15 protein-coding genes are annotated in these 20,033 nt (G+C 71.8%); 6 read left to right on the forward strand and 9 right to left on the reverse strand.

The genetic code is table 11. The annotated features are described in order from the left end of the window. Positions 1-174 precede the first annotated feature (174 nt). Positions 175-1,374: a M20 family metallopeptidase gene (locus RT054_RS02330; RefSeq protein WP_313021975.1), complete on the reverse strand. Its 1,200-nt coding sequence runs from the start codon at positions 1,372-1,374 to the stop codon at positions 175-177. Between the two features lie 342 nt (positions 1,375-1,716). On the opposite strand from RT054_RS02330, the gene lysX reads away from it, so the two are divergent. From lysX to RT054_RS02360, 6 genes are all read left to right on the forward strand, one after another. Next, complete coding sequence (gene lysX, locus RT054_RS02335) at positions 1,717-5,145, forward strand: bifunctional lysylphosphatidylglycerol synthetase/lysine--tRNA ligase LysX (protein WP_313021976.1); 3,429 nt, start codon at positions 1,717-1,719, stop codon at positions 5,143-5,145. Positions 5,146-5,281: 136 nt separating this feature from the next. Continuing rightward, complete coding sequence (locus RT054_RS02340; RefSeq protein ID WP_312721678.1) at positions 5,282-6,277, forward strand: bile acid:sodium symporter family protein; 996 nt, start codon at positions 5,282-5,284, stop codon at positions 6,275-6,277. A 265-nt stretch (positions 6,278-6,542) separates the two neighbouring features. Beyond that, positions 6,543-9,182, forward strand: coding sequence for an ATP-dependent Clp protease ATP-binding subunit (locus tag RT054_RS02345; RefSeq protein WP_312721676.1), 2,640 nt, complete (start codon positions 6,543-6,545; stop codon positions 9,180-9,182). 173 nt (positions 9,183-9,355) lie between these two features. Beyond that, a complete protein-coding gene (nadE, locus tag RT054_RS02350; protein WP_312721674.1) occupies positions 9,356-10,189 on the forward strand; it encodes an ammonia-dependent NAD(+) synthetase in 834 nt (277 codons plus the stop codon). Next, positions 10,186-10,695 (forward strand): amino-acid N-acetyltransferase, encoded by a 510-nt coding sequence (locus RT054_RS02355; RefSeq protein ID WP_312721673.1) that lies wholly within the window; start codon positions 10,186-10,188, stop codon positions 10,693-10,695. The genes nadE and RT054_RS02355 overlap by 4 nt, the downstream gene beginning before the upstream one ends. Before the next feature lie 74 nt (positions 10,696-10,769). Continuing rightward, complete coding sequence (locus tag RT054_RS02360) at positions 10,770-11,102, forward strand: (2Fe-2S) ferredoxin domain-containing protein (RefSeq protein WP_313021980.1); 333 nt, start codon at positions 10,770-10,772, stop codon at positions 11,100-11,102. Between the two features lie 156 nt (positions 11,103-11,258). Here RT054_RS02360 and RT054_RS02365 read toward each other — a convergent pair whose 3' ends face one another. From RT054_RS02365 to RT054_RS02400, 8 genes are all read right to left on the reverse strand, one after another. Then, positions 11,259-12,260: an ATP-binding cassette domain-containing protein gene (locus tag RT054_RS02365; protein WP_313021982.1), complete on the reverse strand. Its 1,002-nt coding sequence runs from the start codon at positions 12,258-12,260 to the stop codon at positions 11,259-11,261. Continuing rightward, a complete protein-coding gene (locus tag RT054_RS02370) occupies positions 12,257-13,081 on the reverse strand; it encodes an ABC-2 family transporter protein (RefSeq protein WP_313021984.1) in 825 nt (274 codons plus the stop codon). Before RT054_RS02370 ends, RT054_RS02365 begins: the two co-directional genes overlap by 4 nt. 1 nt (position 13,082) lies before the next feature. Next, the gene (locus tag RT054_RS02375; RefSeq protein ID WP_313021986.1) at positions 13,083-13,946 is read right to left on the reverse strand and encodes an ABC-2 family transporter protein; all 864 of its coding nucleotides are present in this window, start codon (positions 13,944-13,946) and stop codon (positions 13,083-13,085) included. A gap of 231 nt (positions 13,947-14,177) precedes the next feature. Next, a complete protein-coding gene (locus RT054_RS02380) occupies positions 14,178-14,903 on the reverse strand; it encodes a hypothetical protein (protein ID WP_313021987.1) in 726 nt (241 codons plus the stop codon). 155 nt (positions 14,904-15,058) lie between these two features. Further along, the gene (locus RT054_RS02385; RefSeq protein ID WP_312721684.1) at positions 15,059-15,946 is read right to left on the reverse strand and encodes an A/G-specific adenine glycosylase; all 888 of its coding nucleotides are present in this window, start codon (positions 15,944-15,946) and stop codon (positions 15,059-15,061) included. Between the two features lie 141 nt (positions 15,947-16,087). After that, the gene (gene disA, locus RT054_RS02390; RefSeq protein WP_312721660.1) at positions 16,088-17,158 is read right to left on the reverse strand and encodes a DNA integrity scanning diadenylate cyclase DisA; all 1,071 of its coding nucleotides are present in this window, start codon (positions 17,156-17,158) and stop codon (positions 16,088-16,090) included. A gap of 199 nt (positions 17,159-17,357) precedes the next feature. Beyond that, positions 17,358-18,758, reverse strand: coding sequence for a DNA repair protein RadA (radA, locus tag RT054_RS02395; RefSeq protein ID WP_313021990.1), 1,401 nt, complete (start codon positions 18,756-18,758; stop codon positions 17,358-17,360). 461 nt (positions 18,759-19,219) lie between these two features. Further along, complete coding sequence (locus RT054_RS02400) at positions 19,220-19,954, reverse strand: class I SAM-dependent methyltransferase (protein ID WP_313021992.1); 735 nt, start codon at positions 19,952-19,954, stop codon at positions 19,220-19,222. Between the last annotated feature and the right edge of the window lie 79 nt (positions 19,955-20,033).

Consider the following 20,033-nt stretch of genomic DNA (forward strand, 5'->3'; position numbering starts at 1 on the left):
GGTGTTCGGGGTGTGGTGGTCGGCCCGGCTGGACCGGCCCGCCCGGCCCGGTGGGTGGCCTGCCCGGCCCGGTGGGTGGCCCGACCGGCCAGGTGGCCCGACCGGCCAGGCGTCCCGACCGGCCCGGCGGCCCGACGAAGCGGACGGCCGCGACAGACCCGACGACCGCCGGGGTCAGCCCGCGAGGGCGGCGAGGCGGCGGGTGGCGAGTTCGACGAAGAGGCGGGTGCCGTCTCCGATGACGGAGTCGTCGAACGTCGCGTAGGCGGAGTGGTTGAAGGGGGCGGTGTCCGGGTCACCACCCTCGGGCACGGCGGACAGGCCGATGAACGCGCCGGGGACCTCGGCGAGCACCCGGGAGAAGTCCTCGGAGCCGCCGAGCGGGTTGCGCCAGCGCTCGTGCCGCGCGGGGCCGAACAGGTCCTCGACGACCTCCGCGACGAACTCGGTCTCGGCGTCGTCGTTGACCGTCGGGGGGTACTGACGCTGGAAGTCGATCTCCACCTGGACCCCGTGCGCGTCGGCGATCCCCGTGAGGACGCGGGGGACGAGCTCGAACAGCCGCTCCTGTGCCTGCGGGGAGAACGAGCGGACCGTCGCGTCGAACTCGCCGAACTCCGGGATGACGTTGTTGGTCGACCCCGCGTGCAGCGAGCCCACGGTGATGACGACGGGGTCGAACACGTCGAACCGGCGCGTGACGAGGACCTGCAGGGCGGTGACCATTTCGGCGAGGGCCGGGACCGGGTCCTTGGCGCGGTGGGGGGTGCTGCCGTGCCCACCCTCGCCGACGACCTTGACCTGGAGGCGGTCGGAGGCGGCCATCATCGCGCCCGGCTTGGTGTCGAACGTGCCGCCGGGCTCGAGGGAGGACCACACGTGGATCGCGTACGCGGCGTCGACGCGTCTCCCGGAGGCCTCGAGCACGCCCTCCCGGATCATGTGGCTCGCGCCGTCGTACCCCTCCTCGCCGGGTTGGAACATGAACACGACGTCGCCGGGCAGCTCCGCCCTGCGCTCGCAGAGGTCGCGGACGGCGCCGACGAGCATCGCCATGTGCAGGTCGTGGCCGCAGGCGTGCATCGTGCCGGTGGTCGAGGCGTACTCCACACCCGTCTCCTCGTGGACGGGCAGGCCGTCCATGTCGGCCCGCAGGAGCACCGCCGGGGCGTCGGCCTCGGGACGTCGACCGCCGCGGAGCACCGCGGTGATCGATGTGAGGGAGCTACCCGTCGTGATCTCCAGGGGCAGGCCCTCGAGCGCGCCGAGGAGCGTCCGTTGGGTGCGGGGGAGGTCCAGGCCCACCTCGGGGTCCCGGTGCAGGGTGCGGCGGAGGTCGACGAGCTCGGGTCGGGTGGCGGTCTCGGCGGTCATGACGATGTCCTCTCGGGAGCCGGTCGGCGACGGTGGCGGCCTGCCTCGGAGTCTACGGAGGTGGCGAGGAGGTCCGACCCCGTCGCCACTCAGCGCCCGTCCAGTTGGGAGTAGTGAGATGGGCTCCGCCGTCCCGGGGGAGTCGCGGGGCGCGGGCCTCGCGGCCTGCGGCGATCGAGGTGAGCTCGGCGTCGTGGTGCGCGGGGTTCCCGCGTCCCCGTGCGAATCTGGGGGGGGAGGGACGGGGGCCGCATCGCCCCCGACGTCGTCACGGACGTCGGGACGCCGCGGGGGCGCCGTGTGTCGGTGATTGGTGAGTTGAGCGAGGAAGTGACCGTAGCGATGCCGAGTTCGACAGCTCCACGTGACCGATCCACCGAGGACCGGGCGGTCGGCGGCGAGACCGACGGGAACCGGAGCCCGGTCGGCGTCGCGGATCCCCGGCGGGGGGACGGCCGGGCGTCGCGGGTCGAGCACGGCCCCCGCGACACCACCCGGCGGCAGGAGATCGTCGCCCGCGTGCTCGTGTGGACGTACGCGGTCGCCACGGTCGCGACGGTGTTCCTCTGGCTGTTCGAGCACTGGGGGCGGCGACACGTCTCCTGGCCGGAGATCCTCTTCCAGTTCATCAACGTGCCGGCGAGCAACTCCGCGATCTCCGTCGTCGTCCTCGCCCTCATCACCCGCGCGCTCGTCGGCCGCAAGCGCGTGGGTCTCGTCGCCGTGGCCCTGTTCCAGGTCTTCGGCATGCTCACAGCCCTGCAGGTCGCCTACCTGCTCTTCACCGACGCCGACATCACCTGGCCCCACGGCGGGTGGTGGTTCGCGCTCGCGCTCGTCGACCTCGGGGCGATGGCGCCCGCCATCGTCATCCTCGGGCTCTGCTGGTGGGCGCGACCCGCGTTCCCGGGACGCCTGCGCCGAGGCTCGTGGACGACGCTCGTCGCGGCCCTCGTCATCGGGTTCGGGGTCGCGGTGCTCGTCACCTGGGCGATGCTCACGTGGTTCGAGCGCGACGCCTCCGACCCGGCGCTCGTGCGATCGGTCGTCCTCCGGGCGATCGGGTTCACCGGCTCGTGGGCGCACTCGGTCCTCCCGGTGCCGCCCGCGGTGTCGCAGATCGCCTCGCTCATCGTCGGTGTCACGCTCATCGTCGCGGTCTGGCTGTTCACCCGGTCCTCCCGCGACCACAACGCGTGGACTCCCGACCACGAGGTCGAACTTCGGGCGCTGCTGCGGGAGTACGGAGACCGGGACTCCCTCGGGTACTTCGCCACCCGTCGCGACAAGTCGCTCGTCTTCTCCGGCGACCGACGTGCCGTCGTCGCCTACGACGTCGTCGGGGGCGTCGCCCTCGCGGCGGGCGACCCCATCGGCGACCCGGTCTCCTGGGGCGACGCCATCCGTCGGTGGAAGGCGCAGGCCCGGTGGTACGGGTGGGTACCGGCGATCCTCGGGGTGAGCGAGACCGGCGGCCGGGCCTACGTCGCCGCCGGGTTCGACGCGATCGCGATGGGCGACGAGGCCATCCTCCACACCGACGAGTTCCACCTCGACACGACGACGATGACGCCGGTGCGGCGAGCCGTGCAGCACGCCCGACGCTTCGGGCTCGTCGCCCAGATCCGTCGTCAGCAGGACATGGGGGAGGTCGAGCTCGCCGAGCTCGTCGCGATGGCCGACGCCTGGCGCGAGGGCGGCACCGAGCGTGGGTTCTCCATGGCGCTGGACCGTCGCGGAGACCCTGCCGACGGCCGCACCGTGTGGGTCACCGCCCACGACGCCGACGGCAAGTGCTTCGGCCTGCTCTCGTTCGTCCCGTGGGGGACCGGCGGGATCTCCCTCGACACGATGCGTCGCCATCCCCAGGCGCCCAACGGCACGACCGAGCTCCTCGTCACCACGCTCCTCGAGGGCGGACCCGACCTCGGGATCCGGCGCATCTCCCTCAACTTCGCGTTCCTGCGCAGCGTGTTCGTCGACGCCGAACAGCTCGGTGCCAGCGCCCTCACGAGGTTCAACTCCTCGGTCCTCGGTGGACTCGACCGGTTCTTCCAGCTCGAGCGGCTCTACCGCTCCAACCAGAAGTACCGCCCCCACTGGGTGCCGCGGTACGTGTGCTTCGACTCGCGCCTGTCGCTGCCCCAGGCGCTGCTCGCGATGGGCCTGGCCGAGGGTTTCCTCCCCTCGTTCCTGCGGACCACGCCGGTGCCGCAGCTCGACCCCGAGCACCTCGCCCGGGTGCGGGAGATCGAGGCGCGTCCGACGATCGACGCGGCCTCTCTCGGGCCCCGGCGCGGGGACCAGACCCTCGTTCGCCTCGCGCGCGTGGAGCAGTTGCGTGCCCGCGGTCTCGACCCCTACGCCGTCGGTGTCGCGCCTGCCGAGGGGCTCGCGTCGGTGGCGTCGCGCCCGCCGCAGGAGTGGTCCGGCGAGGTGCGCCTGTGCGGGCGGATCCGCGCGATCCGCAATCACGGGGGCGTCGTGTTCGCCCAGCTCGTCGACGGCCCGGACACCCTCCAGGTGGTGCTCGAACGCGGCTCCCTGACCGGCGACGTGGCCGTCGAGGTCTTCACCGCCTCCGCGGACGGCGGCGACCTGCTCGTCGTCGAGGGCGGCCTCGGCCACTCGCGCAACGGCACCCCCTCGGTGCTCGCGACGTCGTGGCGCATCGTCGCCAAGTCCCTGCACCAGGTGCCGTTCAAGGCGTTCACCGACCCGGAGACCCGCCTGCGCCAGCGTGCCACCGACCTCCTCGTCCACCCCGAGGCCGTCCGGATGCTGCGGGTGCGGAGCGCGGTCGTCGCCTCGCTGCGCCGCACCCTGCACGACGCCGGGTACCTCGAGGTCGAGACCCCGATCCTCCACACCGTCCACGGCGGGGCCTCGGCACGCCCGTTCCGCACCCACTCCAACGCCTACGGCGTCGACCTCTCACTGCGCATCGCGCCCGAGCTCTACCTCAAGCGTCTCGTCGTCGCCGGCATGGGGCCGCTGTTCGAGCTGGGCCGCAACTTCCGCAACGAGGGCGCCGACGCCACCCACAACCCCGAGTTCACCTCGTTGGAGGCCTACGAACCGTTCGGGGACTACACGACGATGCGCCTGCTCACCGAGCGCCTCGTCAAGGACGCCGCGACCGCGATCCACGGCGCGCCGCTCGTGCCCCTGCGCACCGGCGCGGGCGACGACCCCGACGCCTACGAACTCGTCGACGTCTCGGCGCCGTGGCCCGTCGTGCCCGTGCTCGAGGCCGTGTCGCGAGCGGTGGGGCGGGAGGTGAGCCTCGACATGGACTTCGAGTCGCTGCTCGGGATCGCCCGGCGTCACGAGGTCGCCGTCCACGACGGGATGGGACCCGGCGCCGTCATCGAGGAGCTGTACGCCGACCTCGTCGAGGCCACCACCGTCCACCCGACGTTCTACGTCGACTTCCCCGTCGAGACCTCCCCGCTCACCGGCCCGCACCGCAGCGAACCGGGCCTCGTCGAGCGGTGGGACCTCGTCGTGGACCGGATGGAACTGGGGACCGCGTACTCCGAGCTCACCGACCCCATCGAGCAGCGCCGACGTCTCACCGAGCAGTCGCTCAAGGCCGCGCTCGGCGATCCCGAGGCGATGGAGGTCGACGAGAACTTCCTCCGCGCGCTCGAGACCGGGATGCCGCCCACCGGCGGTCTCGGCATCGGCGTGGACCGCCTCGCGATGCTCCTGCTCGCCACCTCCATCCGCGGCGTCCTCACCTTCCCGTTCGTGAGGCCGCAGCGCTGACACGACGCCGGCCCCGCCGGTGTCGGGGCGTTCGTGCCCCGTCCCCTCGGCGTCGGGACACCCGCCGGACCGGGCGGGCCGGGGCGCCCGGGGGCACCGGGACGGGCGAGTTTCAGGGGCGTGGTTGGGTGGAGCCATGAAGATCGGTCCGGTGCGTCTCGACGGATTCCTCCTCGCGATCCTCGCGGCGGTGGCCGTCGCGGCGGTCATCCCGGCGACCGGGGACGCGGTGCCCGCCCTCGATGGCGTCGTCACCGTCGCGATCTTCGTCCTGTTCTTCATGTACGGAGGCCGACTGGAACCGCGTGAGGCGCTCGCGGGAATCCGCCACTGGCGGCTCCACGCGGTGATCCTCTCGTTCACCTATGTCGTGTTCCCGATGCTCGGGCTCCTGCTCGGGATCGCGATGCGACACGTGCTCACCGCGCCGCTCGCGCTCGGGGTGGTCTACCTGTGCCTCGTGCCCTCGACGGTGCAGAGTTCGATCACGTTCACCTCGATCGCCAAGGGCAACGTCGCCGGGGCCATCGTGAGTGCGTCGTTCTCCAACCTCATCGGCGTGCTCGTCACGCCGCTGCTCGTCATGCTCCTCATGACCGGCGGAGCGGGGGGCCTGCATGTCGAGACCTCCTCGATCCTCGATCTCGTCGTCCAGATCCTCGTGCCGTTCGTGCTGGGGCAGGTGTCGCGGCCGTTCACCGCCACGTGGCTCGCGAACAACAACGCGTGGTTGAAGTTCGTCGACCGCGGGGTCATCGTGCTCGTCGTCTACTCCGCCTTCTCCGCAGGGATGCGAGAGGGCATCTGGGGGATGGTCTCGGTCGGGCAGATCCTCATCGTCGCGCTCGTGAGCGCTCTGCTGCTCGCCGTCGTCCTGTGGGCGACCGCCGCCACCGCACGGGCCCTGCGCTTCTCTCGGGGAGACCGCATCGCGATCCAGTTCTGCGGCACCAAGAAGTCCCTCGCCACCGGCCTTCCCATGGCGGCCGTGTTGTTCGCGGGCGAGAAGGTCGGGCTCGTCATCCTGCCGCTGATGATCTTCCACCAGCTCCAGCTCATGGTCTGTTCCGCGCTCGCCTCCCGCTACGCGCGGGAGCTCGACGCCGAGACCGAGGGGGCGACGGCCGCATGACGGCCGGCGTGGCGGACGGGGCCGCAGGGTGTCGTCGACGTTCCGGCGGCCGCCTCTCCACGCTCAGGGCAGGCCGTGTCCGCCGTGAGCGGACAGCACCCGCCGCCTCCCAGGGAACACCCCTGCCCTGCATGACGTTGTGGACCCCGAGACCATCCCGTCTCCGTGCATGGTCGCCCGCCCCGCCGGGCACACATGACAAGTCGAGGATGCGCGAGGAGCACAGATAGCATCGAGTGATCTCGATAGCGAGGAGCGAGTTTTCATGTTCGAGAGGTTCACCGACCGAGCCCGCCGCGTGGTCGTGCTTGCGCAGGAGGAAGCGCGCATGCTCAACCACAACTACATCGGCACGGAGCACATCCTGCTCGGCCTCATCCACGAGGGTGAGGGTGTCGCCGCCAAGGCCCTGGAGAGCCTCGGGATCTCCCTGGACGCCGTGCGCGAACAGGTCGAGGAGATCATCGGCAAGGGTCAGCAGGCCTCCAGCGGCCACATCCCGTTCACGCCGCGGGCCAAGAAGGTCCTCGAGCTGAGCCTCCGCGAGGCCCTCCAGCTCGGGCACAACTACATCGGCACCGAGCACATCCTGCTCGGCCTCATCCGCGAGGGTGAGGGCGTCGCCGCCCAGGTGCTGGTCAAGCTCGGCGCCGACCTCAACAAGGTGCGCCAGCAGGTCATCCAGCTGCTCTCGGGCTACCAGGGCGGCAAGGAGACCGCGTCCGCGGGCGTCGGTGGGCAGTCGACCTCCGGCGAGGGCACCCCCGCCGGGTCCCTCGTGCTCGACCAGTTCGGGCGCAACCTCACCCAGGCCGCCCGCGAGGGCAAGCTCGACCCGGTCATCGGGCGCAGCCAGGAGATCGAGCGGGTCATGCAGGTGCTGTCGCGCCGCACGAAGAACAACCCGATCCTCATCGGCGAGCCCGGCGTCGGCAAGACCGCCGTCGTCGAGGGCCTCGCGCAGGACATCGTCAAGGGCGAGGTCCCCGAGACCCTCAAGGACAAGCACATCTACACCCTCGACCTCGGCGCGCTCGTCGCCGGGTCGCGCTACCGCGGTGACTTCGAGGAGCGCCTCAAGAAGGTCCTCAAGGAGATCCGCACCCGCGGCGACATCATCCTGTTCATCGACGAGATCCACACCCTCGTCGGTGCCGGTGCCGCCGAGGGCGCCATCGACGCCGCGAGCATCCTCAAGCCGATGCTCGCCCGCGGCGAGCTTCAGACCGTCGGCGCCACCACGCTGGACGAGTACCGCAAGCACATCGAGAAGGACCCGGCCCTGGAGCGTCGCTTCCAGCCCATCCAGGTCGCCGAGCCCACGCTCAGCCACGCCATCGAGATCCTCAAGGGTCTGCGCGACCGCTACGAGGCGCACCACCGCGTGTCCATCACCGACAGCGCCCTCGTCGCCGCCGCCAACATGGCCGACCGGTACATCAACGACCGCTACCTGCCCGACAAGGCCATCGACCTCATCGACGAGGCCGGCGCCCGCCTGCGCATCAAGCGCATGACCGCGCCGCCGGACCTGCGCGAGTTCGACGAGAAGATCGCCCACGTGCGCCGCGAGAAGGAGGCGGCCATCGACGGGCAGGACTTCGAGAAGGCCGCCAAGCTCCGTGACGACGAGAAGCAGCTCATCGAGGCCAAGAACAAGCGCGAGAAGGAGTGGAAGGCCGGCGACATGGACGTCGTCGCCGAGGTGAACGAGGAACTCATCGCCGAGGTGCTCGCCGCGTCGACCGGCATCCCGGTCTTCAAGCTCACCGAGGAGGAGTCGACCCGCCTGCTCAACATGGAGGACGAGCTCCACAAGCGCATCGTCGGCAACGACGACGCGATCAAGGCGCTCTCCCAGGCGATCCGTCGCACCCGCGCGGGTCTCAAGGACCCGCGTCGCCCCGGTGGCTCGTTCATCTTCGCCGGACCGACCGGTGTCGGTAAGACCGAGCTCGCCAAGGCGCTCGCCGAGTTCCTGTTCGGGGACGAGGACTCCCTCATCACCCTCGACATGAGCGAGTTCGCCGAGAAGCACACCGTCTCGCGGCTGTTCGGTTCCCCGCCCGGTTACGTCGGGTACGAGGAGGGCGGCCAGCTCACCGAGAAGGTGCGTCGCAAGCCGTTCTCGGTCGTGCTGTTCGACGAGGTCGAGAAGGCCCACGCGGACATCTTCAACAGCCTCCTGCAGATCCTCGAGGACGGCCGCCTCACCGATGCCCAGGGTCGCGTCGTCGACTTCAAGAACACCGTCATCATCATGACGACGAACCTCGGCACCCGGGACATCTCCAAGTCGGTCTCACTCGGCTTCGCCCCCGACGGCAACCAGGGTGGCAACTACGAGCGCATGAAGAACAAGGTGCAGGACGAGCTCAAGCAGCACTTCCGCCCCGAGTTCCTCAACCGCGTCGACGACATCGTCGTGTTCCCGCAGCTCTCGGAGGACGAGATCGTCCAGATCGTCGACCTCATGATCGGCCGTCTCGACGAGCGCCTCAAGGACCGCGACATGGGCGTCGAGCTCACGCCCGCGGCCAAGCGGCTCTTGGCCAAGCGCGGGTACGACCCGGTGCTCGGTGCGCGTCCGCTGCGTCGTGCCATCCAGCGCGACATCGAGGACGTGCTGTCCGAGAAGATCCTCTACGGAGAGCTCGGCACGGGCGAGCTGGTCTCCGTCGACGTCGAGGGTGAGGGTGACGCGGCGACGCTCACGTTCGCCGGCACGAAGAAGGACTTCGGCGACGCGCCGCTGCCCGAGCACGCCGAGGGCAGTGACCACGGCACTTCCGAGCACATCCACGGCACCCCCGGTGGTGCGGCCTGCGCGGCCGGTACCCCCTCGGTGCCGCCGACCCCGCCGTCGGCGCCGACCGGCGGGTCCGATGGTCAGGCCCACGCCTGAGACGTGAGGTCCGAGGTCTGACGGAAGGCCGATCCCCACTCGGGGGTCGGCCTTCCGCCACGTCGGAGTGAGGTCCCGGACGCCGTGTCGGGCGCGGTGTCCCGGGCGGCGTCCCACCCCGTCCTGGGACCCCGGTTTGTGACTCCGGACCCGCACGCTGGAGACTGACCCGCATGACGGACCGTGAGCTGCAGCAGCGCATCATCGACGAACTCGAGGTCATCGACCCGGCGACGTTCGACGCCGCCGCCGAGGCCGAGCACCGCGTCGCCTTCCTCGCCGACTACCTTCGCCGCACGAGGGTCAAGGGATACGTGCTGGGGATCTCCGGCGGTGTCGACTCCAGCCTCGCCGGCCGCCTGTGCCAGCTCGCGTGCGAGCGGGTGCGTGACGAGGGCGGTGACGCGACGTTCGTCGCGATGCGCCTGCCCTACGGCGTCCAGGCCGACGAGGCCGACGCCCAGCGCGCGCTCGGCTACATCCGGCCCGACGAGACCCTCACCGTCGACATCGCCCCCGCCACCGACGCGATGTGGGACGCGTGTCTCGCCGCGGGGATGACCCCGCCGGAGAAGGCCCACTTCGTGCGCGGAAACGTCAAGGCCCGCCAGCGGATGATCACGCAGTACACGATCGCCGGCGCCCGCGGGATGCTCGTCGTCGGCACCGATCACGCCGCCGAGGCCGTCGTCGGGTTCTTCACCAAGTTCGGTGACGGCGCGTGCGATCTCACGCCGCTCGCGGGGTTGCCCAAGCGTCGGGTGCGAGAGATCGCCCGGCACCTGGGTGCCCCCGAGGGCGTCGTCGAGAAGGTCCCGACCGCGGACCTCGAGACCGACAAGCCGCTCTTGCCCGACGAGCAGGCGCTCGGCGTCGCCTACGCCGACGTCGACGACTACCTCGAGGGCAAGGACGTCCCCGCCGAGGCCGAGGAGACGATCACCGGGTGGTACCACCGCACCGCACACAAGCGTGCCCTCCCGGTCACCCCGGGCCGCCGCGCGTGACGCGTCAGCCCATCGAGGTCGTCCGCGCCACGACCGCGGACGTCGACGGCATCCGTGACCTCGTCGAGCCACAGGCGGGTCGACGCATCCTGCTCGCCAAGGAACGGGTCGCCTACTACGAGACCGTGCCCGAGTTCCGGGTCGTGCGTGACGCCTCGGGCGAGGTGCTCGGCTGCGGTGCGCTCCATGTGATGTGGAAGGACCTCGCCGAGGTGCGGACGCTCACCGTGCGCCAGGACCAGCTGGGGACGGGCACCGGCTCGGCGATCCTGCGCCGCCTCCTCGACGACGCCCGCGAACTCGGCATCGCCCGCGTCTTCTGCCTCACGTTCGAGACGGAGTTCTTCGGGCGGCACGGCTTCGAGGCCATCGAGGGCATCCCCGTCGAGCCCCAGGTCTACGCCGAGCTCCTGCGCAGCTACGACGAGGGTGTCGCCGAGTTCCTCGACCTCGAACGCGTCAAGCCCAACACCCTCGGGAACACCCGGATGCTGAGGATCCTGTGAGCCGGCGCCGCACGGGTGTCTCGGGTGGCGCACCGGCGGGGAGCCCGGGTGGCGCTGCCCGCGCGAGTGTGGCGGTGTGCCAGGAGTGTTGGGCCGGCGACGGGCGTGAGGTCGTCGGCCGGGTGCCGTTGTGCGGTCTCGGCGATCGGACCGGGGTGCGCACCCAGGCCGTCGAGTGTTTCGACGTCTGCGAGGGCGACAGCGTCACCGTCGTCCGTCCCTCGCCGCAGGGTCGCCGCGCGGGCGGGCGACCCGGCTGGCTGCGCGAGACCCACGACCCCGACGTCCTCGACGCCGTGGCCTCCTGGCTCGAAGCGGGCGGCCCCGGCGTCGCCGACATGCCCGACCTCGTCGCCCTCCACTCCTTCACCCCACCCCGCCGCGTCCGCGTCGTCCACGAGGAGTGATGACGCGCTCGCCCGCGCCGGTGGGCGATCCGGTGACAGCGACGAGGCGCGGAGGCGTCAGGCCGACGTGACGTCCTCACGAACGGGACGCGGCGTCACGATGACGGTGACGCGGGTGCCCTCACGACCGGGGGCGCCGACGTCACGCCGCCGTCCTCAGGACCGGTTCGCGGCGCCGTAGACGCGGCGGACGACGTCCTCGATGTCGGGTTCCTCGATCGCGAGATCCCGGACGTCGGCGTGGGTGGAGACCGCGGCGAGAACGGCGGCGGCCGAGGTGCGGGTCGGGTCGAAGGCGAACCGGTGACGCAGGCCCTCGCCCTGGACACCGACGTGCGCGACGGACAGCGGCGCCCCACTGACGTCCGTGAGCGTGGGGAGCGCGGGGTGGGGCGTGGTGAGGTCGACGACGAGGACCCGCTTGGCACCGACCGTGCGCGCGAGGGAGGGCAGATCGCCGTCGTGGACGAGACGCCCCCGATCGACGAGCAGCACCCGGTCGCAGAGGTGCTCGATGTCGCTCATGTCGTGGGTCGTGAGCAGCAACGTCGTTCCGCGGCGGGCCCGCTCGCCACGGAGGAACTCGCGCAACTGGGCCTTGCTCAACACGTCGAGACCGATCGTCGGCTCGTCGAGCACGACGAGCTCGGGGGAATGCAGGAGTGCGGCGGTGAGTTCGCCCCGCATCCGCTGCCCGAGGGAGAGCTGCCGTACCGGCGTGTCGAGGAACGCCCCGAGGTCGAGCGCCTCGACGAGCTCGGCCGTGCGGCGGCGCTCCTGCGCGGGCGTCATCCCGTGGATCGCCGCGAGGATCGGGTAGGTGTCGCGTAGGGGCAGGTCCCACCACAGCTGACTGCGCTGGCCGAACACGACGCCCACGCGCCGCGCGAGGTCGCGGCGCTGCCGCGTGGGGTCCAGGCCGCAGGTGCGCACCTGGCCGCGGGTCGGCGTGAGGATGCCGGTGAGCATCTTGATCGTCGTCGACTTGCCCGCACCGTTCGCGCCGATGTACCCGACGGACTCCCCGGCCTCGACGGCGATCGTGAGATCGGCGAGGGCGGTCACCGTCGTCCGCCCGAAGCGACGTCCGGGAGCCCGCACCCGGAACTCCCTCGTGAGGGAACGGGTCTCGATCGCGAGCGGTCGACCGGCGCTCATCCGCCGCCTCCTTGGTAGTGCCGGGTGCCGACGCGCCAACAGGCGAGGGCGACGAGCCATGTCCACGCCGCGACGAGTGGGCACCACCATGCCGCCTGCGGGCCGAGCCAGGGCAGCGCGGGCGGGGCGGGCAGGTCGAGGAGTCCGAGCGTCGGGACATACCCCGTGAACGCGACGGGGACGGCCAGCACGAACGCCGCGATGAGACCCGGGGAGAAGATCGAGGCGGGTTGCTGCGAGGCGTACCGGCCGCCGTAGGTGAACGCGTTCGTCATCTCCTCGCCGTCGACGAGGAAGAACTGCAGTCCCGCCGCCGCGACGAACAAGGCCGCGAACAGGGCGGTCGAGGAGAGCAGCGAGAGGACGAGCAGGACGACCTTCGCCGGCGTCCAGACGAGGTCGACCGCGGTGAGCGCCCAGGAGAGGACGACGACCGAGAGCGCGGCCCACCCGAGGCGCCTCAGGGCGATCTCGCTGGTGATGAGCTGCCCGAGCAGGGACAACGGCCGCAGGTAGAACGCCTCGAGGGTGCCGGCGCGCAGGTACCGGGGGATGCGGTCGACGTGACCGAACATCACCTGCGAGAAGGCGAACCCGACGTGGGCGATCCCGAAGAGCAGACAGATCTGCCCGAATGAGAGACCCCCGAGGGAGCGCACGTTGTGGAAGACGATCCACACCTCCCCGAACTCGACGAGGCCGGTGAGGACCGACCCGACCACGTCGAGCGCGAACGAGGTCGTGTAGACCTGCTGGCTGCGCAGCCGCGACCCGATGAGCACGCGGTAGGCGCGCAGCGACGCGGTGGACACGGCGGACATCTCAACCGCCCTGGACGACGAGTCGCCGTGTGCCGGCGGCGAGGACGACCCTGGCGAGGACGGTGAGGGCGAGCACCCACAGCACCTGCGTGCCGACGAGTTCCCACGCCGCGACCCCGGTGGCCCGCGCCGACAGGACGTCGACGGGGTCCTGCAGCATGGCCGGGAAAGGGGTGCTCCGCGCCATCGTCTGCAGCCACGACGGCATGAGCGCGAGCGGGAACACGAGCCCGGTGAAGAACCCCGAGGCGACCATGTAGAGGGTCTGCAGGCCGCGGGTCTCGACGATCCAGAACGAGGTCAGTTGGAGGAGGAACCGGGCGAGGAAGGACAGGACGAGGCCGAGCACGATCGAGACCGCGCCCAGCACCCAGGGGCCGGGGGTGAGAGGCAGGACGATCCCGACGGTGAGACCGCCGACGAGCAGGGTGGGGAGGCCCCGGAGGAGGGCCACCGCGCCCGCCCGACCGAGGTCCTGGGCGAGGTAGGTGGGAAGCAGTCCGAGGGGTCGCGCGAGGTCGACGGCGACGTCACCGGTCCGCACGCGCTCGCTGAGTTCGGCCGTGCCCCAGAGCGCGAGCGGCCCGATCGCCGCCTGGGTGAGCCAGTTGTACGTCATGAGGCTGCTCGCCGCGTATCCGCTGCTCGCGACGGCGCTCGCGCCCGCGATCGCGAGGAGGACCGCACCGCGCAGGTAGCCGAAGGTGAGGTTCGCGACGATCCCGGCGAGGGCGGCGAGGCGGTAGGACGTCGTGCGTCGGAACCCGGCGACGGCGAGAGCGAGACATGCCCTGACCGGTCCGCCGGTGACGGCGCGGCGAGCGGTACGCCCCGGTCCGGTCGCGAGGGCGGGCACGGGGGACACGAGCGACAACGTTAGAGCACCCTGGGGATGCGGAGGACGCAGACGACCGGTGTCGTGCCCCGCGGGTGCCTCGCTCGATCACCCCCGCCTCCGCGCGGCCCGCCCTCATCGCCCCGAGGTTCGTCGCCCGCCCACGATCGCAGCCGAGGATGCGGTGAGGGGGCTGCCATGACGACCACGTCGCCACGTCCTCACCTGCATCCTCGGCCCGTCGGGGAGAGACCCGGTGCGTCAGCCCCGCGTGGACAGCCTGGACACGAGCGCCTCGGCGCGGTCGGCGACCTTGGCCGCGACGGCGGCGCGCTGGTCGTCCCGCACCGCCGCGACCCATGCCTTGTTCGCGGTGCCGTAGGCGGTCGTGGCGTTCTGCAGCGCGACCAGAGCGCCCAGGGCCCCGACCTGTGCGGTGCCCGCCGCCTGCTTGGCCTGCGAGAGGGCCGTCATGGCGGTCGACAGCGCCGTCTGCGCGGCGGTGAGATCGCCCTTGGCATCGACGGCGGCCTGAGCGAGGGCCACGTCCTGGGGTGCCGCAGCGGCCGCCCGGCTCGCGGCGGTCGCCTTGGCCTCGGCCTGGGTGACCGCGGTCGTCGCAGCGTCGACGGCGGCGGCGCGCTGGGTGACGACCTTCGCCGCGGACGTGGCGGCACTGCGTGCGCCGGCGGCGGACGTGCGGGCGGTCTGCATCGTGGTGTAGGCCTGGATGCGGGCCGAGCGGAGGGCCTCCGCGTCGGTCTTGGCCGCCTCGGCGGCGAGGCGGTTCGCGGTGGCACGCAGCAGGACTGCGCGCTCGGTGGCCTGGGCCAGCGCCCGGGCGGCGGCCGCCTGGCGGTCGAGCCGGAGGTGCGTCGTGACGACGACGTCGGCGGAGGCGGGAGCGGCGGAGGCAGCAGGGACGCCGGCGCCGATCGTCGTCGCGGCGAGGGCGACGGCGACGGCAGTGGTGAATCGACGAGACATGTCGAGACCTTTCGGGCTGGGATCCGGTCCTGGGGAAAGTCGACCGGGCACCAGCTCCTGTCGTCCTCTGGTGGAGCGTTCTGAACGGGAGTCCGAATGGCGCTCGTCACGGTGCCCGCCCGCGACGGCGAGATGCCGCCCCCGTGAGACGCGCCCTAGCGAGGCAGGGTGAAGCGCTCGCCGTCCAGCGCCTCGACCAGCCCATCCTCGAGGAGCCCGAGGAGGCAGCGTTCACGCCGGGCGTCGTCGAGGGGCCAGGCGGCGTGGAGGTCGTCGCCGGTGAGCGGGTCGCGCGTCTGCCGCAGGAGGGCGAGGATCCGGCCGCGGATCTGACGGTCGGTGCCCTCCCACGACTGGCTCCGGCGGGCCGGACCCTCGTAGACGGGCGAGCCGGCGAGCCGCCACACGCATCGGTCCGCGACCGGGCATTCCTCACACCGTGGGGTGCGCGCCGTGCACACGAGGGCCCCGAGCTCCATGACGGCGACGTTCCACCGGGCGGCGTCGGCATCGTCGTCGGGCAACAACTGTGTGGCCAGTCGGGACTCGGCCCGGGTCAACGCCGGGGCGGGGAGGGCGGCCCCCGTGACCAGACGGGCCTGCACCCGTCGGACGTTCGTGTCGACGACGGTCGCGCGCCGACCGTGGGCGAACGCGGCGACGGCGGCGGCCGTGTACGCCCCGACTCCGGGGAGGGCGAGCAACGCGGCCTCGTCGTCGGGAACCTCACCGGCGTGGCGCTCGACCATCACGCAGGCGGCCTCGTGCAGGCGTAGCGCACGTCGGGGATAGCCGAGCCGGTTCCACATCCGCACCGCCTCACCCGGCGCGTCGGCCGCGAGCTCGGCGGGGGTGGGCCACCGTGCCAGCCACGCCTCCCAGGCGGGCGCGACCCGCGCGACCGGGGTCTGCTGGCTCATGACCTCGGAGACGAACACCCCCCAGGGCGTCGTCTCCGCCCGCCGCCACGGCAGGTCACGGCCCGCCTCGTCGAACCACGCGAGGATCCGCTCGTGGAGGAGCGCGAGGTCACGGGGCGGCACGTCGGTCACGACGGGGGAGTCTGCCAGGTTCGAGACCGCACCGAGGTGTCGAGCCGGGCAGCCCGCCGTCAGGTGACGGATGGGGCGAGCCCGGGGTGCCCAGGGGACGACGCGGATCGCGCCGGCGGCACCGCGCCCGGCTCACACGTAGCGTTCGAGGATGCTCGACTCGGCGAGTCGGGACAGGCCGTCCCGGACGGCCCGGGCGCGGCCTTCACCGACGCCGTCCACGCGCTGCAGCTCATCGAGGTTGGCGGCGAGGAGGCGTTGGAGACCACCGAAGTGCTCGACGAGGCGTTCGACGATGATGCCCGGCAGGCGGGGGATCTTGGAGAGCAGCCGGTAGCCGTGCGGACTGATGGATTCGTCGAGCGTCTCGGGCAGCGTCGAGTACCCGAGGGCGGCGCTGGAGGAGGAGAGGTCGATGAGCGCGGACTGCGCGAGCGATTCGAGCGCACCGATGACGTCCTCACGGGTGCGGTCGAACATCGGGCTGAGGTAGTCCCGGATGACGAGATCGCGATCCTGGTCGATGTCACTGGTCAGCTCCGCGAGCTGGAGGCTGAGGAGCCGTCCGTCGGTGCCGAGTTCGACGACGTACCCCGAGATCTCGTCGCGGATGCGCTGCACCATCTCGAGGCGCTGGAGCACGGCGGCGACGTCGCGGATCGTCACGAGGTCCTCGACCTCCAGGGCCGAGAGGGTGCCCATGACCTCGTCGAGGCGGTTCTTGTACCGCTCGAGGGTCTGCAGCGCCTGGTTGCCCTTGCTGATGATCGTGGCCGCGTTCTCGAGCACGTGGCGTCGGCCGTTGAGGTAGAGCGCCGCGATCTGCATCGACTGGCTCACCGAGACGACGGGGAAACCCGACTGCGTCGACACCCGTTCGGCGGTGCGGTGGCGGGTGCCCGACTCGCTCGTCTCGATGGAGGCGTCGGGCAGGAGCTGCGTGGCGGCGCGGAGGATGCGGGTGACGTCCTTGTCGACGACGACGGCACCGTCCATCTTGGCGAGTTCGCGCAGGCGGGTGGCGGAGAACTCGATGTCGAGCGGGAACCCGCCGGTGGCGATGCTCTCGATGACCTTGTCGTGACCGAGGACGATGAGAGCGCCGGTGCGGCCACGGAGGATGCGTTCGATGCCGTCGCGAAGCTCGGTTCCGGGGGCCACGGCAGCGAGGGCCTGACGCAGCTCCTCGTCGATGTCGGCCACGAGCTCTCCTCCCGGGCGGGGCCGCGTGCCGGGCGGCCCGCGTGGTTCCTGCATGGTCCGCTCGGCCAGGGACTGACCGTCCGACGTCTCACCGACAGCTCGTCGAGGGACGGTTCGCACGTGTCGCCGACGGTCATCGACGGCGGGTACCGACGACGAGGTGGACGACGGGTGGCCTGAGCAGGGCGTATTCGGGAGTCTACCGGTCGGATCCGATGAGGCCGCGCACCGCCTCAGCGAGCCGTGCCACCTGGTGGACCTGCAGACCGCGCGGCATGTCCCCGGCCTCGACCGACCCCGCCGGGACGACGGCCCGGGTGAACCCGAGCCGCCCGGCCTCCGCGAGGCGGCGCGCGACGCCGGCGGTGGGGCGCAGTTCGCCCGCCAGCCCGACCTCGCCGATGACGACGGTGCCGCGCGGCAGCGGCCGATCGGCGAGGGAACTGGCCATCGCGAGGGCGGCGGCGAGGTCGCTCGCAGGCTCGGACAGTTTGACTCCGCCGACGGTGGAGACGTAGCAGTCGCATTCGCCGACCGGCATGCGCACGTGCTTCTCGAGCACGGCGAGGACCATCGCGATGCGGGAATGGTCGAGCCCGCTCGTCGTGCGCCTGGGCGACCCGGCCGAGGCGCGGGTCATGAGCGACTGGACCTCGCACACGAGGGGGCGGCGTCCCTCGAGGGTGAGGGTGACACTGGTGCCGGGGACCTCCATGTCACGGCTGGAGAGGAACAGACCGCTCGGGTCGGCGAGCCCGAGGATGCCGTGTTCGCCGAGGTCGAAGCACCCCACCTCGTCGGTGGGGCCGTATCGGTTCTTGACGGCGCGGACCAGCCGCAGCCGGGTGTGTCTGTCGCCCTCGAAGCCGATGACGACGTCGACGAGGTGTTCGAGCACCCGCGGCCCGGCGATGCCGCCGTCCTTGGTGACGTGACCGACGAGCAAGGTCGACATGTCGCGCTCCTTGGCCACGCCGATGACCGCGGCCGCGACCTCCCGCACCTGCGAGACGTTGCCGGCCGCGCCGTCGACCTCGGCCGACGAGATCGTCTGGACGGAGTCGAGGACGAACAGGTCGGGGGAGACCCGCTCGATCTGGGCGAGGACGGTACCGAGGTCGGACTCCGCCGCGAGGTACAGCCCGTCGGCCACGGCGCCGATGCGCTCGGCCCGCAGCCGCACCTGAGCGGCGGACTCCTCGCCGGTGACGTAGAGGACCCGGCGCCCCAGCCGGGCCGTGCGCGCGGCCACGTCGAGGAGGAGGGTCGACTTGCCGATTCCCGGTTCGCCCGTCACCAGCGCGACCGCTCCCTTGACGAGTCCGCCGCCGAGGACGCGGTCGAACTCCCCGACACCGGTGCTCGCCGCCTCGGCGGCCGTCGCGTCGACCGTGCCGATCGGTTGCGCCGGCCGGGCGACCGAGCCCGCGGGCCGCGTGCGCCCGGCCGGCGCACCGTCGAGCTCGACGACCGTGCCCCAGGCCCCACAGCCGCCGCACCGGCCGACCCACTTGACCGAGGTCCACCCGCACTCGGTGCAGCGATGCCCCGTCTGCGCAGGGCGGCCGTTCTTGCGGCGGGAGGAGGTGCTCGTCGTCATGGCCGGCACCCTAGGCGCCGCCCCCGACATGCCTTGGCACGGCGCGAGGACGGTACCGGCGGGACGGCCGCTCGGCGACGTCCGTGCACGGGCGGCGGGGTGGGCCAGGGATGCAGCCGAGGATGTGGCCAGGAGATCGCCATGGCAGCCGCGAACCTGCTTCCTTGCCTGCGATCCAGGAGGGGACGTCGCCGGTGGCGCCGTCGTTCACGCGCGCCTCACCCGGGGTGCCTCGACGGCGCGGGGTCGTGCGGGCGGCATGTGATGATATCAGCGGAGTCGAGGCTCGCCCGCCGCCCACCCTCCCCGCATCACCGCAGGTGACAGACGTTTCCCGCTGTCGCGCTCCCGATCGAGTCCGTCGATGTTGCCACTTACCCCCGCTGCGGAGCGGGCAGCCGTGACCTCATGGGCGAGTGGCCGGTCGGTCGACTCCAGTGCGGGTGGGTGCGGCGACCCGGTCAGAAGGTGCGCCACCAGAGGTCGACCGCGTAGTCGACGGTCGTGCCGGGGTGTTCGGCGAGGATCGCGTCGGCGAGGCCGGGAGTGAACTCGATCCGGACGATGGCCTCGAAGTCCTCGCGTGTGTCGGTCTCCCACGCGACGAGGAGCGGCTCGCGCGTCCAGCCGGACCTCCGCCAGAAGCGCGCGATGGCGGCGGGATCGTACTCGGGGAAGGCCCGTCGGAACCACGAGCCGAACGTCGAGCTCGACGCGTCGTTGTCGATGACGAACGCGACGCCTCCGGGGGCCATCACACGGTCGAGCTCGGCGAGACCCGGCTCGCAACCCGGCCCGAAGAAGTAGGCCCACCGGGCATGCGCGACGTCGATCGAGTGGTCCGCCACCGGCAGGTCCTGCGCCGTTCCCGGCCTCACCTCGATCCTCCCCGCGAGCGCCGGGTCGAGGGACGCGAGGCGCGACCGGGCCTGCTCGACCAGCGGCGGATGCGGCTCGATGCCCGTGACGCGCCTCGCCCGCTCCGCCCAGAGCGGCAGGTGGAACCCCGTGCCGCAGCCGATGTCGAGGACATGACCCCACGTGCCGCCGTGCTCGGCGACGAGGCGGGCCATCGCGGCCGGGATGAGACCCCGACGATCGACGGCGCGGTTCTCCACCTCATACGTGTCGGCGTGATGCCAGATGTTCGGGCTCGGCGTCGCGCCCGTCGCGGGCAGGTGTTCTCCGTGCTTCACGACACCGACCCCTTCACGACACCGGCCCCTTCACGACACCGGCCCCTTCACGACTGACGACCCCTCCCATGCCGCGGAC

The organism is Mobilicoccus sp. (genome assembly GCF_032060985.1).
Taxonomy (GTDB): domain Bacteria; phylum Actinomycetota; class Actinomycetes; order Actinomycetales; family Dermatophilaceae; genus Mobilicoccus.

Bases quoted from the DNA above. Each gene is read 5' to 3' on its own strand.
- RT054_RS02330 (WP_313021975.1), bottom strand. From the start codon at position 1,374: ATGACCGCCGAGACCGCCACCCGACCCGAGCTCGTCGACCTCCGCCGC.
- lysX (WP_313021976.1), top strand. From the start codon at position 1,717: ATGCCGAGTTCGACAGCTCCACGTGACCGATCCACCGAGGACCGGGCG.
- RT054_RS02340 (WP_312721678.1), top strand. From the start codon at position 5,282: ATGAAGATCGGTCCGGTGCGTCTCGACGGATTCCTCCTCGCGATCCTC.
- RT054_RS02345 (WP_312721676.1), top strand. From the start codon at position 6,543: ATGTTCGAGAGGTTCACCGACCGAGCCCGCCGCGTGGTCGTGCTTGCG.
- nadE (WP_312721674.1), top strand. From the start codon at position 9,356: ATGACGGACCGTGAGCTGCAGCAGCGCATCATCGACGAACTCGAGGTC.
- RT054_RS02365 (WP_313021982.1), bottom strand. From the start codon at position 12,260: ATGAGCGCCGGTCGACCGCTCGCGATCGAGACCCGTTCCCTCACGAGG.
- RT054_RS02370 (WP_313021984.1), bottom strand. From the start codon at position 13,081: ATGTCCGCCGTGTCCACCGCGTCGCTGCGCGCCTACCGCGTGCTCATC.
- RT054_RS02380 (WP_313021987.1), bottom strand. From the start codon at position 14,903: ATGTCTCGTCGATTCACCACTGCCGTCGCCGTCGCCCTCGCCGCGACG.
- radA (WP_313021990.1), bottom strand. From the start codon at position 18,758: ATGACGACGAGCACCTCCTCCCGCCGCAAGAACGGCCGCCCTGCGCAG.